This window comes from Pseudomonas sp. LBUM1669 (assembly GCF_059695705.1).
Genome location: NZ_CP166784.1, coordinates 3381256 through 3396804 on the forward strand (window position 1 = coordinate 3381256; position 15549 = coordinate 3396804).

General features: G+C 59.6%; 13 protein-coding genes. 11 read left to right on the plus strand and 2 right to left on the minus strand.

Features of this window, described 5'->3' with window-relative positions; genetic code table 11:
- Positions 1–85 precede the first annotated feature (85 nt).
- Entirely contained in the window at positions 86–382 is a 297-nt protein-coding gene (locus tag ACA051_RS15765; RefSeq protein ID WP_497302963.1) for a hypothetical protein, read from the minus strand.
- 169 nt (positions 383–551) lie between these two features.
- Between ACA051_RS15765 and ACA051_RS15770 the strand changes: the two genes are divergently transcribed.
- Entirely contained in the window at positions 552–2939 is a 2388-nt protein-coding gene (locus tag ACA051_RS15770) for a DUF3772 domain-containing protein (protein ID WP_497302964.1), read from the plus strand.
- Between the two features lie 64 nt (positions 2940–3003).
- Here the strand turns inward: ACA051_RS15770 and ACA051_RS15775 are convergent, their stop codons facing one another.
- Positions 3004–3918 carry a helix-turn-helix domain-containing protein gene (locus tag ACA051_RS15775; RefSeq protein ID WP_497302966.1) on the minus strand — a complete coding sequence of 305 codons (915 nt, stop codon included), beginning with the start codon at positions 3916–3918 and terminating at the stop codon, positions 3004–3006.
- Positions 3919–4079: 161 nt separating this feature from the next.
- Here ACA051_RS15775 and ACA051_RS15780 point away from each other — a divergent pair, with 161 nt between their 5' ends.
- The 10 genes from ACA051_RS15780 to ACA051_RS15825 all read left to right on the plus strand — a co-directional run bounded on the left by ACA051_RS15780 (position 4080) and on the right by ACA051_RS15825 (position 15542).
- A complete protein-coding gene (locus ACA051_RS15780) occupies positions 4080–5438 on the plus strand; it encodes a glutamine synthetase family protein (RefSeq protein ID WP_219097407.1) in 1359 nt (452 codons plus the stop codon).
- 144 nt (positions 5439–5582) lie between these two features.
- Positions 5583–6671: a polyamine ABC transporter substrate-binding protein gene (locus tag ACA051_RS15785; protein ID WP_497370765.1), complete on the plus strand. Its 1089-nt coding sequence runs from the start codon at positions 5583–5585 to the stop codon at positions 6669–6671.
- Positions 6668–7960, plus strand: a complete 1293-nt coding sequence (locus tag ACA051_RS15790) for an NAD(P)/FAD-dependent oxidoreductase (protein ID WP_497370767.1) — start codon at positions 6668–6670, stop codon at positions 7958–7960. Before ACA051_RS15785 ends, ACA051_RS15790 begins: the two co-directional genes overlap by 4 nt.
- Before the next feature lie 226 nt (positions 7961–8186).
- Positions 8187–8783, plus strand: coding sequence for a paraquat-inducible protein A (locus tag ACA051_RS15795; RefSeq protein ID WP_497302972.1), 597 nt, complete (start codon positions 8187–8189; stop codon positions 8781–8783).
- Positions 8780–9439 carry a paraquat-inducible protein A gene (locus tag ACA051_RS15800; protein ID WP_497302973.1) on the plus strand — a complete coding sequence of 220 codons (660 nt, stop codon included), beginning with the start codon at positions 8780–8782 and terminating at the stop codon, positions 9437–9439. Before ACA051_RS15795 ends, ACA051_RS15800 begins: the two co-directional genes overlap by 4 nt.
- Entirely contained in the window at positions 9420–11075 is a 1656-nt protein-coding gene (locus ACA051_RS15805; protein ID WP_497302975.1) for a PqiB family protein, read from the plus strand. The genes ACA051_RS15800 and ACA051_RS15805 overlap by 20 nt, the downstream gene beginning before the upstream one ends.
- A 16-nt stretch (positions 11076–11091) precedes the next feature.
- Positions 11092–11652 carry a PqiC family protein gene (locus ACA051_RS15810; protein WP_497302977.1) on the plus strand — a complete coding sequence of 187 codons (561 nt, stop codon included), beginning with the start codon at positions 11092–11094 and terminating at the stop codon, positions 11650–11652.
- 207 nt (positions 11653–11859) lie between these two features.
- Entirely contained in the window at positions 11860–12873 is a 1014-nt protein-coding gene (locus tag ACA051_RS15815) for an iron ABC transporter substrate-binding protein (RefSeq protein WP_497370769.1), read from the plus strand.
- A 3-nt stretch (positions 12874–12876) separates the two neighbouring features.
- Entirely contained in the window at positions 12877–14475 is a 1599-nt protein-coding gene (locus ACA051_RS15820) for an ABC transporter permease (RefSeq protein ID WP_497370771.1), read from the plus strand.
- The gene (locus ACA051_RS15825) at positions 14472–15542 is read left to right on the plus strand and encodes an ABC transporter ATP-binding protein (protein ID WP_497370773.1); all 1071 of its coding nucleotides are present in this window, start codon (positions 14472–14474) and stop codon (positions 15540–15542) included. Before ACA051_RS15820 ends, ACA051_RS15825 begins: the two co-directional genes overlap by 4 nt.
- Positions 15543–15549: the final 7 nt, after the last annotated feature.

A 15549-nucleotide genomic window follows, 5' to 3' on the forward strand; every position in this document is an offset into this window, starting at 1 on the left:
TGATTCAGCAACATGAAGTGTAGTTCAACCAACACCTGCTCTCTGTGGATGCAATTCATCAGACCGGTGCAGGCGCGCCCCCCCTTTAAGGGTTCACCTGATAACCCTTCCCTTGCAAGCAGTTTGTATACGCCAGCTTCGCGGCGTCATCGCCCCCCTCATAAAACTCGTCATGCTGACGCCCGGGCTGTTCCGCCACGGTTGTACCTGCAGCAGGCACCGGTGCAGAGCCCTGGCTGAGCGCTACGTCATGGCAGTCGTCAATATCGAGTTGGATTTGTTGCGAGGTCTGTCCGTGCATCGGCACGACTGTTTCAGCCCAGGCCTGGGTGCATGAAACCGACAATAGAACACACAGGCCAATAGACGAAAGCTTGTTCATGTTGACTTCCCCGGGGCCTTGTTGAGCAACCAAGAGTGTAGATCACGCGGCATCCACTCCCAGCGCAGTATTGCCGGATCCGGACGATGAACCGGATTTTTTTCGATCGTTTTGGCGTGATGGCCTACCCTCATAAGTTGAGCGACCAACAACAGAGTCGAGCACTCTTATGCGTAATGCATTGAAGTTAATGATTTTCGTCGTGCTTACGCTGCTTGGAACCAGTAGCGGAGCGCTGTCGGCCGCCGACATGCCGGCGACTCCAACCGCTGTATCGGGCACTTCGTCGTTCGCAATCTCTCAGAGTGATCTGCAAGACCTGCAAATCCGCCTTGACCGAATCAAACAACAGATTTCGCTGGCCAATAACCTGACCCAGATGGTCGGCCTGCAAGATTCCGTTCAGTTGTTTATCAATGATGTAGATAGCCTGCAGTCATCCCTGCTGCCCGAGCAGAAGCAACTGCAAGCGCAACTGGATGTGTTGGGGCCGGTATCGCAAGAGGATGTCGCGTCCGAGAAAACCGATATTGCGACGCAAAGAGCCTATCTGTTCGAGCAAAAGACCAAGGTCGACTCCAATCTGAAAACCCTGACGGCGCTTAGAAACAACGCCGCCGGTCTCATCATTCAAATCGCCGGCATTCGCCGCAGCCTGCTGGAAACCGAGGTCACGCTGCGCAGCGGCAGTATTCTGGGGCCGGGGTTCTGGGCGCCGTTATTTAATCCGCTGAAGGAGGACCGCCAGCGGCTGAGTGATTTTATCCAGCAAGCCATCAGCGCAATCAAGGCCGCCTGGCAACCTGGCGAACGCCTGTTTGCCGCCGCATTGATCGTACTGGCCCTGGGGATTTGGTCCTGGGGCCGAAGAATCGCCGAGCGGGGGCTGACCTGGGTGTGTATTCATCGAATGCCGGAAGGACGTTTGCGTCGGAGTTCGCTCGCACTGGCCTCTGTCGTGGCCACGGTGCTGACCACTGCTATTGCAATGCAACTGCTGTTTTATGCGCTCACCCGGCAATTACCGTTGTCGCCGTTGATTCAGAACTTCGCCGATGAATTCGAAAAAGTCATCTACGTTTGCATCCTGATTACCGGTCTGAGCCGGGCGCTGCTGTCGACCCGCCATCCTTCCTGGCGACTGCCGGCCATCTCCGATCCAGTGGCGCTGGCGATCCAGCCCTTCCCCAGAATACTGGCCGTCACGCTACTGATTCTGGTGGGGCTGGCACAAATCACCAACGTCACGGGCATGAGCCCGCCCGCCATTCTCTTTGGTCGCGGTTTGGTCGCGCTGGTGGTCACGCTGATTATCGGCACGTTGTTCCGCCGTGCCAGCAAAGTCCGCAGAGCCGTCGCGGCCACCGGGGAAGCACCCGAATCGAGTACTACCCTCGCTGGCCTGATTTATTCGTTGGCCGGTATTGCGACGATTGTATCGCTGCTTGCGCTGCTGATCGGCTACGTCTCCCTGGCACGGTTCATCACGTACCAACTGGTCTGGGGTTTTATCATCCTGTCGGGCTTCTACTTGCTGATGCAATTGTTCAAAGACAGCTGTGAGTACCTGTTTTCATCCAAGAGCCCCAGCGGCAAGGCGCTCAAACAATTGCTCGGAATCGGTGATGTACGCCTTGAGCAAGTGTCGATCATTCTGTCCGGTGTCAGTCGCGCCGGGTTATTGCTGCTGGCGGTCATTTCACTGTTTGTCGGTGGCGTCGGCACCACGCTCGGGCAATTGTTCACCCAGACGTTCGCCATTCTCGGGGGCGACGGCCTGCGCAAACTGAACATCATTCCGGGCCACTTGCTCAATGCGTTGCTGGCCCTGTTCATCGGCATCTACCTGATTCGCTCACTGCGCCGATGGCTGGATAACGAGTTCCTGCCCAAGACCGACATGGACCCCGGCATGTGTGCCTCGCTCAGCACACTGTTCGCCAACATCGGCTACGCCCTGGTCATTCTGCTGACGTTGTCTTCCCTTGGCATCCAGTGGACCAACCTGGCGTGGATTGTCAGTGCCCTGTCGGTGGGGATCGGTTTCGGTTTGCAGGAAATCGTCAAGAATTTCGTCTCCGGCCTGATTCTCCTGACCGAACGCCCGGTCAAGGTCGGCGACCTGATCAGCATCAGCGGCGTCGAAGGCGACATCCGCCGTATCAACGTCAGGGCCACCGAAATACAACTCAGTGACCGCTCGATCGTCATCGTGCCCAACTCACAACTGATTTCGCAGAACCTGCGCAACGTCACCCTCGGCGGCAGCGCCCAAGGGGTGGCGACACTGGAGCTGATGTTCCCGCTGGACATCGACCCCGAGCAAGTGCAAAACCTGCTGTTCGACACTTACCAGGAGCACGAAACCATCCTCGATAAACCGGCGCCCTTCGTTCGATTCAGCAAACTGAGCCCCGAAGGCATCACGTTGACGGTCACCGGTTACGTCAGCAGCCCGAGAATCGTCGGCACGACCAAAAGCGATCTGTTGTTTGAAATCCTCAAACGATTGGGTGCGGCGGGTATTGAACTGGCGAAACCCGCGCCCACGGCTTGAACAACGAGAGCAGCCGGGCTTTCAGGAAGGTGTTGCGCCCTGTCGGCGAGGAGGAACTCGCGAATCACTTCCTGCACGGGTGATGGCGTTTTAGCGTTTCACTCGGCAGCTCCTTGAACAACGCCCGATAACTGCTGGAAAACCGTCCCAAATGCCAGAACGACCAATTCATCGCCACTTCGGCAACAGTCGTGTCATTCGGTGTTCGCGCGAGCAATTCGCGGTGTGCGCTGTTGAGGCGGCGCAGGCGCAGCCAATGGGTCGGCGTCATCCCGGTGAAGGCCTTGAACGCGTGCTGCAACTGACGCAGTGAAACCCCGGCCACTTGGGAAAGCTCCAGCAGGTTGAGGGTTTCTTCCGGTGAATCGGCGGCCCATTCACCAATGCGCTTCATCACCGCACGTTCTTCGGTGCGGCGTTGCAGACCGCCGCGATCGAGGCACACGCAGGCGTTGTCGAGGATGTACAGGCAGTCTTCGAGCAGTTGCTGGGTCAGCGCTTCTTTGCTGGGTGGGTCGAGCGTTTCGGCGAGCCGGGTCAAGGTGCCGCTCAACCAGCGGCTGAACAATGCGTTCTGCCCCGAATTCAGCGGAGACATGAACAAGCCTTCCAGCCGCGCGACATTCAAACCGTGACGTTGCACGAACTCAGGACCGAACACCACGGCGACTTCCTGGTAGTTCTCCGGGGTGATCCAGATGTTGCGGCTTTCACCATTCAACACGTACAGCGCGTTGTCGCTGCGGTCGAAACAGAACGCCAGCGAACCCTCGGGCGCGCTGAAATTCTGTTCGACCCGGGTGTTCATCTGCTCTTCGTAAATCTCCACGCCTTGCAGGTCCAGGTAGCGCACGCGCCCGGCGAAATGCCCCGGCGACATCTGCTGATAATGCTGGACCCAACCCGGCGTGGCGCGGATCTGCGCGGCGACATCGTCGGTGTTGAACGCTTGAACCTGTATTGGACTGGACGCTGACATGAATGACCTTACGCACTCGTTTGGTGCGTTTTGGTGCTGCTGAAAGTGGATAGATGGAACCGCAAGGCTCGCCCAAGATAGTCGTCAACGCGTCTCAGGGGAAGTGTGTGGTGGATGAAACCATCCTCCCCGGCGTTAAAAAAACCAATAACGAGGTCTTTATGAATGCCCCTTTCGATCAGCTCCTCACGTGGCTGAAAGATCACAAGATTACCGAAGTCGAGTGTGTGGTCAGTGACTTGACCGGCATTGCACGCGGCAAAATTGCACCTACCAACAAGTTCCTGCATGAGCGAGGCATGCGCCTGCCGGAAAGTGTGCTTTTGCAAACGGTAACCGGGGACTTTGTCGATGACGACATCTACTACGACCTGCTCGACCCGGCCGACATCGACATGGTCTGCAAGCCCGTCGCCGACGCGGTGTATGTGATTCCATGGGCGATCGAGCCGACCGCCATCGTGATCCACGACACCTTCGACAAGTTCGGCAACCCGATCGAACTGTCACCGCGCAACGTGCTGAAGAAAGTGCTGCAGCTGTATACCGACAAAGGCTGGCGGCCGATTGTCGCGCCGGAAATGGAGTTCTACCTGACCCAACGTTGCGAAGACCCGGACTTGCCGCTCAAGGCGCCGCTGGGTCGTTCGGGCCGTGCGGAAAGTGGTCGTCAGTCGTTTTCCATCGATGCCGCTAACGAATTCGACCCGCTGTTCGAAGACGTCTACGACTGGTGCGAACTGCAAGGCCTGGACCTCGACACACTGATCCACGAAGACGGCCCGGCGCAGATGGAGATCAACTTCCGTCATGGCGACGCGCTGGACCTGGCCGACCAGATCACCGTGTTCAAGCGCACCATGCGTGAGGCGGCACTCAAGCACAACGTTGCCGCGACCTTCATGGCCAAGCCGATTGGCGACGAGCCCGGCAGCGCCATGCACATCCACCAGAGCGTCGTCGACATTGCCACCGGTCAGCCGATCTTCGCCAATGCCGACGGCACGATGAGCGAACTGTTCCTGCACCACATCGGCGGCCTGCAAAAGTACATCCCCAAAGTGCTGCCGATGTTCGCGCCCAACGTCAACTCGTTCCGTCGCTTCTTGCCGGACACCTCGGCCCCGGTCAACGTCGAATGGGGCGAAGAAAACCGCACCGTCGGCCTGCGGGTGCCGACCTCGACGCCGGATTCGATGCGCGTGGAGAACCGCTTGCCGGGGGCCGACGCCAACCCGTACCTGGCGATTGCGGCCAGTTTGTTGTGCGGTTACCTGGGCATGGTTGAACGCATCGAGCCGAGTGCAGCGGTGCAAGGTCGAGCCTACGAGCGCCGCAACCTGCGCCTGCCGATCACCATCGAAGATGCGCTGACGCAGATGGAAGAATGCGAAACCATCGGGCGGTATCTGGGCGACAAATTCGTGCGCGGGTACGTCGCGGTCAAGCGTGCCGAACACGAGAACTTCAAGCGCGTGATCAGCTCCTGGGAGCGTGAGTTCTTGATGCTCAGTGTCTGAAAACCACGCGAGATCACGCGTTCCCCTGTAGGAGCGAGGCTTGCCCGCGAAGAGGCCGGTCCATTCAACATCATCGTTGACAGTCAGTCCGCCTTCGCGGGCAAGCCTCGCTCCTACACAGTCTAATAACTAAAGAGGTGTCGAATGCGTCTATTGAAATCCATCGCTCCGGCCGCGCTGGCCGTGCTGTTCAGTGCCGTTGCCCAGGCTCAGCCCACCGTCAGCGTCTACAACTGGACCGATTACATCGGCGAAACCACCCTCGCCGACTTCCAGGCCACCTCCGGGATCAAGGTGATCTACGACGTCTTCGATTCCAATGAAACCCTGGAGGGCAAATTGCTCGCCGGCCGCTCCGGGTATGACGTGGTCGTGCCGTCCAACCACTTCCTCGCCCGTCAGGTGAAGGCCGGCGCTTTCCTCAAGCTGGACCGTGCGCAGTTGCCCAACTTCAAGAACCTGGACCCGAAGCTGTTGGCGCTGCTGGAGAAAAACGATCCGGGTAACGAGCATTCCGTGCCGTACCTGTGGGGCACCAACGGCATCGGCTACAACGTCGACAAGGTCAAGCAAGTGCTCGGCATCGACCGCATCGATTCCTGGGAAGTGCTGTTCGAACCGGAAAACATCAAGAAACTCAGCCAGTGCGGCGTGTCGATGATGGACTCGGCCGATGAAGTGTTCCCGGCGATCCTCAACTACATGGGCATGGACCCGCGCAGCGAGAACCCCGAGGACTTTAAAAAGGCCGAAGCCAAGCTATTGAGCATCCGGCCTTACATCACCTATTTCCACTCCTCCAAATACGTGTCGGACCTGGCCAACGGCGACATCTGCGTGGCCTTCGGCTATTCGGGTGACGTGTTCCAGGCCGCAAACCGGGCCAAGGAAGCCAAAAACGGCGTGAACATCGCCTACGCCATTCCGAAGGAAGGCAGTAACTTGTGGTTTGACCTGCTGGCGATTCCTGCTGATGCCGGCAACCCGAAAGAAGCCCATGCCTTCATCAACTACCTGCTGGACCCGCAAGTGATTGCCAAGGTCAGCGTCTCGGTCGGCTACGCCAACCCGAACCCGGCCGCCAAGGCCTACATGGACGCGGAGCTGGTGAACAACCCTGAGGTTTATCCGCCGCAGGCAGTCCTCGACAAACTCTACGTTTCGACCACCCAGCCCCAGGCGATCATGCGTTTGATGACCCGTTCCTGGAGCAAAGTGAAGTCCAACAAATGAATAACGAACACGCACATTCCTATTACGCGGCCACGGCCAATGGCCTGACGCCCTACCCCTCGCTGACCTCGGACCTTGTGGCCGACGTCTGCGTGATTGGCGGCGGTTTCACCGGGGTCAACACCGCCATCGAACTGGCTCAGCGTGGCCTCTCGGTGATTCTGCTGGAGGGACGGCGGATCGGCTGGGGCGCCAGCGGGCGCAATGGCGGGCAACTGATCCGCGGCATCGGCCATGACGTCAGCGGTTTCACCCGTTACGTCGGTGAGGACGGCGTGCGCTATCTGGAGCGTGCGGGGATCGAGTCGGTGGAACTGGTGGGCAATCGCATCCGTGAACACGGGATTGAGTGCGACCTGCACTGGGGGTTCTGCGAACTGGCCAACACCAAGGCGCAGTTCGCTGCGTTTAAGGCGGAGCAGCAAAGTCTGGCCGAATCAGGTTACGCCCATGAAACCCGTCTGGTAGGGCCGGAGCAGATCCGTCAGCAAGTAGTGGATTCAGGCGTCTACGCCGGTGGCCTGGTCGACATGGGTTCGGGTCATTTGCATCCGCTCAATCTGGTGCTGGGCGAAGCAAAGCTGGCGCACTCCCTTGGCGTGCAGATCTTCGAGCATAGCCCGGTACTCGAATTGATCCATGGCAGCACGGTGCAGGTTCGGTGTGCCGGGGGCACGGTACGCGCCGGTAGCCTGGTGCTGGCCTGCAACGCGCATCTGGAAGAACTCGAACCGAAACTCAGCGGCAAGGTGCTCCCGGCCGGCAGCTACATCATCGCTACCGAGCCTTTGGCAGCTGAGGTTGCCGCGCAATTGATCCCGCAGAATCTGGCGTTGTGCGACCAGAAAGTCGGCCTGGATTACTACCGGCTCTCGGCAGACCGGCGCTTGCTGTTCGGCGGGGCCTGTCATTATTCCGGGCGTGATCCGGCTGACATCACGGCTTATATGCGCCCGCAGATGCTCAAAGTCTTCCCGCAACTGCGCGATGTGCGCATCGACTATCAATGGGGTGGGCGGATTGGCATCTCGGCCAATCGTTTTCCGCAGGTCGGGCGCTTGAGTCAGCACCCGAACGTGTTCTACGCGCAGGGGTATTCCGGGCATGGACTGAACGTCACGCATTGGTGCGCAAAGCTGTTGGGCGAAGCGATTCATGCCGGGCACAGTCGAGGGCTCGACGTGTTCAGCGCCGTGCCGCACATGACCTTTCCCGGCGGGCCGATGCTGCGTTCGCCGTTGCTGGCCTTAGGCATGTTCTGGTATCGCCTACGCGAGATGCTCGGCTAGAAATCAACTTGGCTGACCCACCGCTATCGCGAGCAGGCTCGCTCCCACAGGATCTTCAGCGAACACAATATTTGTGAACGACGACGATCCCTGTGGGAACGAGCCTGCTCGCGATGAACGATAACGCGGTAAATCAGTTGTTTAAGCCTTTCGATTTGCTCAATCGCAAGGCACTTCTATATTGAGGGGGTGCTCTGACTTTCCTGCGTCCTGGCGAGTGCGGCTTATGGCAACGACTGACCAACTGATCATCTGCGAGCACTGCGACTGCGTGTATGAAAAAGTCACGCTCGCCAAACATCAAAAAACCCTGTGCACACGCTGCGGCGGCGTGCTCCAGCGCTATAACAGCCTGACGGTGGAGCAACGTCTGGCGTTGACCTATACCGCGTTGATGCTGTGGATTTTCGCCAATTTCTACCCGGTCATGAGCATCAGCCTAAAAGGCCTTAAAAACAGCGCAACCCTATGGGATTCGGTGCTGGCCCTGAGCCTGGGGCCGATCACGTTCATTGCCATGGTGGCGGCGATCGCGATGATCATCGCACCGATTTTCCAGCTGTTGTTGCTGATTTGGGTGCTGAGCTATGCCCTCGCCTCCCGGCGCTCGCCCGGTTTCAAGTTCTGCATGCGCTGGCTGGAAACCTTGCGGCCCTGGAGCATGCTCGAAGTCTGTCTGCTGGGAGCGATGGTCGCGGTGATCAAACTCGCCGGATTGCTGGATGTGCTGCCCGGCATCGGTCTGTTTGCCCTGGCCGTGCTCAGCCTGATGATGATCCGCATCGCCGGGCGTGATGTCCGCGACCTGTGGGATACCTTATGACAAGGCCTCCGGTCGCCAGCGAACTCAACCTGTGCCTGTGCCACAGCTGCGGACTGGCCTGTGACATGACCCTCAATCCCGACGAATGCGAGCGCTGCGGCGCGCCGTTGCATCACCGCAAAAGCAACTCGCTGACCCGCACCTGGGCCTACCTGCTGACCTCCCTGGTGTTTTACGTCCCGGCCAATCTGCTGCCGGTGATGAACACCAAAATGGTCGGCAACGGCGCCGACAGCACGATCATGAGTGGCGTGCTGGAGTTCTGGCAGCACGGCGCCTGGGACATCGCCCTGATCATCTTTATCGCCAGCATCGCGGTGCCGGGCATCAAGTTCGTCGCCCTGATGCTGTTGCTGATCACGGTGCATCGCGACAGCCTGTGGGCGCGCAAGGAGCGATCGAAGCTGTACCGATTTGTCGAGGTCATCGGTTACTGGTCCATGCTCGATGTAATCGTGGTAGCCCTGGTGGCCTCACTGGTGAAGTTTCAAGCCCTGGCCGATATCCAGCCGCGCCCGGGCATTCTGTTTTTTGGTCTGGTGGTCGTGTTCACCATGCTGGCAGCGATGAGTTTCGACCCGCGCCTGATCTGGGATAACGAGCAGGATAAAAACTCACACACCGAGGAGGACATGGATGAAGTCGCAAGCCACTGACGGGCCGCACACCCCTGGCCAGGCCCCAATCAAGACTCGTCGTTTCAGCGTTTCGCTGGTCTGGATCGTGCCAATCATCGCGGTACTGGTGGGCATTTCCCTGGTGGTCCACAGCATGATGCAGGAAGGCCCGACCATCACCGTCACGTTCAATACCGGCAGCGGCCTAACTGCCAACAAAACCGAGGTCAAATACCGCAATGTGGTGATCGGGCAGGTCTCGGACGTGGAACTGAGCAGCGACCAGAAGAGTGTCAACGCCACGATCAAACTGGCCAAACAGGCGGAAAGCTTCACTCGCGCAGACTCGCAGTTCTGGGTGGTGCGTCCGCGTATCGGAGCCGGTGGCGTCTCGGGCATCGACACCCTGCTCTCCGGCGACTACATCGGCGCCGACATCGGCCAGGCCAACAATCGCGCGAAAAACTTCAAAGGCCTGGAAAACCCGCCACCGATTACCTATGGCGAGCCGGGCAAGCGCTTTACCTTACACACTCAGGACCTCGGTTCGCTGGACATCGGCTCGCCGGTCTATTACCGAAAAATCCCGGTCGGCCAAGTGGTGGGCTATGCGCTGGACCCTGACGGCAAAGGCGTGAATATCGACCTGTTCATTCACTCGCCCAATGACGCCTATGTCACCGAAAACACCCGGTTCTGGAATGCCAGCGGTATTGATGTCAGCGTCGGCGCCAATGGGTTTGCGGTGAAGACCGAGTCGTTGTCATCGCTGTTGGTGGGCGGCATCGCCTTCCGCGCGCCGGAGTACAGCCCCAACGATAAACCGGCGGCAGAAGAGTATGCCTATGAACTGTTCCCCGACCAGCAAACCGCCCTCGCCCCGCCCAGTGGCAAGGGCCAATACTTGAGCCTGCGTTTCGACCAGGCCCTGCGCGGCCTCAAAGTCGATGCACCGGTGGAATTCCTCGGCGTGGAGTTCGGCAAAGTGGTGTCGATCAATCTGGATTTCGATGCGAAAAAGCGCAGCTTCCCGGTCAACGTCGGCGTCGTGATCTACCCGCAGCGCCTGGGTCTGGCCCACACCAAAATGCTCAAGGTGCTGAATCATGATCCCAATGATGAAGCCGCAGGCGTGCGCCTGATCGGCTCTTTTATCGAGAACGGTCTGCGCGCCCAGGCCCGCAGCGGCAATCTGTTGACTGGGCAGCTGTACATAGCGCTGGATTTCTACCCCAATGCCGAGAAAGTCGCGTTCGATCCGAGCGCCCGTCCGGTCAGTATTCCGACTATTCCGGGCAGCCTCGAACAGTTGCAGGAAAAACTCGAAGGCATGGTCAACAAGATCAACAAACTGCCGATCGAGCGGATTGCCGGCAATCTGGACAGTAACCTCGTCGAACTGCGCAAAGGCCTCGCCCAGTTCAACGCCAAGACCCTGCCGGGCGTGCAAACCACCCTGGCCGACGTCAGCAAGACGCTGCAATCAGCCAGTTCGACGCTGGCCGAAGACTCGCCGCAGCGCGAACAACTGACCCAGACCCTGGACGAACTCGGACGCATGTCGCGCTCCTTGCGTGAACTCTCGGACTACCTGGGACGGCATCCTGAATCGCTGATTCGCGGCCGCCCCAACAACGCCGCACCGATGGATCTGCAGGCGCCACCGCGCAACTGACCACAGGAGTAACACCATGGCTTTTCCGCTAAAGATCACCGTGGTCACCGCGCTGTTACTGCTCACCGCTTGCCGCAGTGATCCGATTCAGTTTCACACCCTGATTCCGGCGCAGTTGGGTAATCAATCCAGAGGCGGTGTTGCGGAGATCCAGATTGAAAGCCTCAGCGTGCCGCCCCAGGTCGATCGTCCGCAGATCGTTATCCGCCAGGGCAACAGCGGCCTGGCGATACTCGAAACCGAATGGTGGGCCGCGAGCCTGGTGGATGAATTGCGCAGCGCCTTGGTCGATCAACTGCTCAACAACAATCCTCAGCGCAAACTGTCCGTGCGCCTGGATGTGCAGCGCTTCGACTCGGTTCCAGGGCAATACGCATTGATCGACGTCAAATGGCGCCTGCGTAACTTCGGCGAGAGCGATACCACGCTGGTGACCTGCCGCAGCACGTTGCAGACCCCTTCAGGCCCCAGCATTGATGAATTGGTGGTGGCCCATCAGAACAACGTCAAGCGTCTGGCCGCAGCGATCAGTCAGGCCGCCGGCGGAACATCGAAAGGCTGCCCTTCGACCCAGTGACGACATCGTTTGATTCAGATCCATCGGGCAAGGGGCCGAGGTGCTGCTAATCTGAATGAAAATGACATGTATTAACGGTCTCTTTGACGTTGATTTCTCATTTTGCGCTCTACATTCCCTGCGACTCACACCCTGCAGACGGTTCGCATCGATTTGCCAGCGAATCGACGTGCATGACTTCTAAAAAGAACAGGAGCTGCCGACAGAATGATCACCCCTATTCCTTCCTTCCTCAAAACAGCCTTGCTGGCCACCGCTCTGCTCAGTGTCGGACAGGTGTTTGCAGCGGACACCGACGGCATCGTGGTCTACAACGCACAGCACGAAAGCCTGACCAAAGCCTGGGTCGAGGGCTTCACCAAGGAAACCGGCATCAAGGTCACTGTGCGCAACGGCGACGATACCGAGATGGGCAACCAGATCGTGCAGGAAGGCGCCGCCTCTCCCGCCGACGTATTCCTGACTGAAAACTCCCCGGCGATGGTGCTGGTGGACAACGCGGGGCTGTTTGCACCGGTTGCGCCGACCACTCTGGAGCAAGTCGATGCGGCTTATCGTCCGGCCCACGGCAAATGGGTCGGGATCGCCGCGCGCTCCACGGTGTTTGTCTATAACCCGAGCAAACTGCCCGAAGCCGATTTGCCAAAGTCGCTGATGGACCTCGCCGGTCCTGACTGGAAAGGTCGCTGGGGTGCATCGCCGGCCGGTGCCGATTTCCAGGCGATCGTCGCCGCAGTGCTGGAACTCAAGGGCGAAGCGGCCACGCTGGAGTGGCTCAAAGGGATGAAAACCAATTTCACCGCCTATCGCGGCAACAGCTCGGTGCTCAAGGCGGTCAATGCAGGACAGATCGACAGCGGCGTGATTTATCACTATTACAGCTTCGGCGACCAGGCCAAGACCGGCGAAAACAGCAAGAACACCGCCCTGCACTACTTCAAGCACAAGGACCCCGGCGCTTTTGTCAGCGTCTCGGGAGGCGGGGTTCTCGCGTCCAGCAAACACAAGGAGCAAGCCCAGGCGCTGCTGAAATGGATCACCGGCAAGGACGGCCAGGAGATTCTCAAGACCGGCAAATCGTTTGAATACGCCGTGGGCAAAAACGCCCAATCCAATCCAAAACTGGTGCCTTTGCAGCAGCTCGACGCCCCTGTGGTCGATGCTTCGAAACTCGACAGCAAAAAAGCCGTGGAACTGATGACTCAGGCGGGACTGCTTTAATTGATGCCTGAAACCCTGCCAACGGGTATCCCCGCCGCGATACCCGACAACCTGCGACGCCGCGCCCGTGGCGTTTTCGCCGGTAGCGGTGGCGCGTGGGTGATCGGTTTGTCGGTGCTGGTTTCGTTACTCGCGCTGATGCCGATAGCCTTCGTCATCGGCGTGTCGATACAAACCGGTTGGGCAACATTGGTGCCCCTGGTTTTCCGGCCACGGGTCGGCGAGTTACTGACCAACACCGTGTTGCTGGTGGTGATCACGATTCCCCTGTGCGTTGTGCTGGGTCTGGCCCTGGCCTGGTTGACGGAACGCACCAACCTGCCGGGGCGACGCGGCTGGTCGTTGTTGGCGATCGCGCCGCTGGCAGTGCCGGCCTTCGTGCACAGCTATGCGTGGGTCAGCCTGGCCCCACCAATTCACGGCCTGTTTGCCGGGGTGCTGGTCTCAGTCATCGCCTACTTCCCGTTCCTGTACTTGCCGATTGCAGCGACGTTGCGCCGGCTCGATCCGGCGATCGAAGACGTGGCCGAATCCTTGGGACTCAAGCCCCGGGCAATCTTTTTCCGCGTGGTGTTGCCGCAATTGCGCCTGGCCATCTGCGGCGGAGCTCTATTGGTGGGGCTGCACCTGCTGGCCGAATATGGCCTGTACGCGATGATTCGCTTCGACACCTTCACCACGGCGATCTTCGATCAGTTCAAATCCACCTTCAATGGCCCTGCCGCCCACATGCTGGCCAGCGTGCTGGCCCTGTGTTGCCTGGTGATGTTGACCGCCGAATCGGCCGCTCGCGGTACGGCGCGTTACGCCCGGGTCGGCTCCGGCAGCGCGCGTGAGCAAAGGGTGGTGCGCCTGGACGCGCAAGCCACCGTGCTTGGCTTGATGCTGCAAATCACCACCTGTGCGCTGGCACTGGGTGTGCCACTGATCACTTTGGGCCGATGGCTGATCGCGGGCGGCACGCAAGTCTGGGACTGGGCGGAGCTTGTGCCGGCGCTGGAACAAACCCTGCTGTTCGGGATTTGCGGCGCAGTCCTCACCACCTGCGCCGCCATCCCGATTGCCTGGCTGTCGATCCGCTCACCGGGGCGGCTGCAGCGATTGCTGGAAAGCTGCAACTACATCACCAGCTCGTTGCCCGGGATCGTCGTGGCCCTGGCGTTGGTGACCATCACCATCCATTTCGCCCGGCCGATCTACCAGACAACGATCACGGTATTGCTGGCGTATCTGCTGATGTTTTTGCCCCGGGCCCTGGTGAGTTTGCGTGCAGGCATCGCGCAGGCACCGGTCGAACTGGAAAACATGGCGCGCAGCCTCGGCCGCTCGCCCGCCCGGGCCTTGTGGCTAATCACCCTGCGCCTGGCCGCGCCGGGTGCGGCCGCAGGCGCCGCATTGGTCTTTCTGGCGATCACCAACGAGCTGACCGCGACCCTGCTACTCGCCCCCAACGGCACACGCACCCTGGCCACCGGTTTCTGGGCACTGACCAGCGAAATCGACTATGCCGCCGCGGCCCCCTACGCCTTGCTGATGATTGTGCTGTCACTTCCGTTGACCGGAATTCTTTATCACCAATCCAAACGAACGGCTGGACGATGAACGCTCTGGAACTCCACTCGATCTGCAAATATTACGGTTCCCAGCGAGCGCTGGAGAGCGTCAGCCTGTCGGTGCCGAAAGGTAGCCGAACAGTCATCGTCGGCCCCTCAGGCTCAGGCAAAACCACGTTGCTGCGAATGATCGCCGGTTTCGAATTTCCGGACACGGGCAGCCTTTCGCTCGAGGGTCAGACACTCGTCGACGACACCCACGAGGTCCCGGCGCATCAGCGCCTGATTGGCTATGTTCCCCAGGACGGCGCCCTGTTTCCGCACATGACCGTGGCCGCCAATATCGGTTTCGGGCTTTCAACCAAAGGCGACGCGAAGCAACAGCGAATCGCCGAGTTGATGGACAGCGTAGCCCTCGATTCGAGCATGGCCCAACGTTGGCCCCATGAGCTTTCCGGCGGCCAGCAACAGCGAGTGGCACTGGCTCGAGCGTTGGCACAGCAACCGCGTTTGATGTTGCTGGACGAGCCGCTTTCGGCCCTCGATACCGGCCTTCGGGGCGCCATGCGCAAAATGGTCGCTCGACTGCTGAGCGATGCCGGCGTCACCACCATCCTGGTCACCCATGACCAGAGTGAAGCATTGTCGTTTGCCGATCAGCTGGCGGTCATGCGCGACGGTCGGCTGGTGCAGTCGGGCCATCCGCTGGACCTTTACCGTTATCCCGATGATGAACAAACCGCGCTGTTTCTCGGGGATGCCGTGGTCATGCCCGCCCGGATCGAGGCCGGTTGGGCCCATTGCGACCTGGGCCGTATTCCGGTGAACAATCACCGTAACAACAAATCGGCGCAGATCATGCTGCGCCCCGAGCAATTGCAACTGGTCAGCATCCAGCCCAGTCCGACCGAAGTTGCCGGATGCCGCGCCGTGGTGACCGAGCGGGATTTCAGCGGCAACACCTGCACCTTGACCGTGGAGTTGCAACCTACCGTCGCCGGCGATCCTCACGGTCGATCATTGATGGTGCGCAGCTCTGGCATGTACGCGCCGCCCGCTGGCAGCGCCGTTCACGTATCGACCATCGGCCATGCCCATGTGTTGAGTGAACCGTGAATCAAGT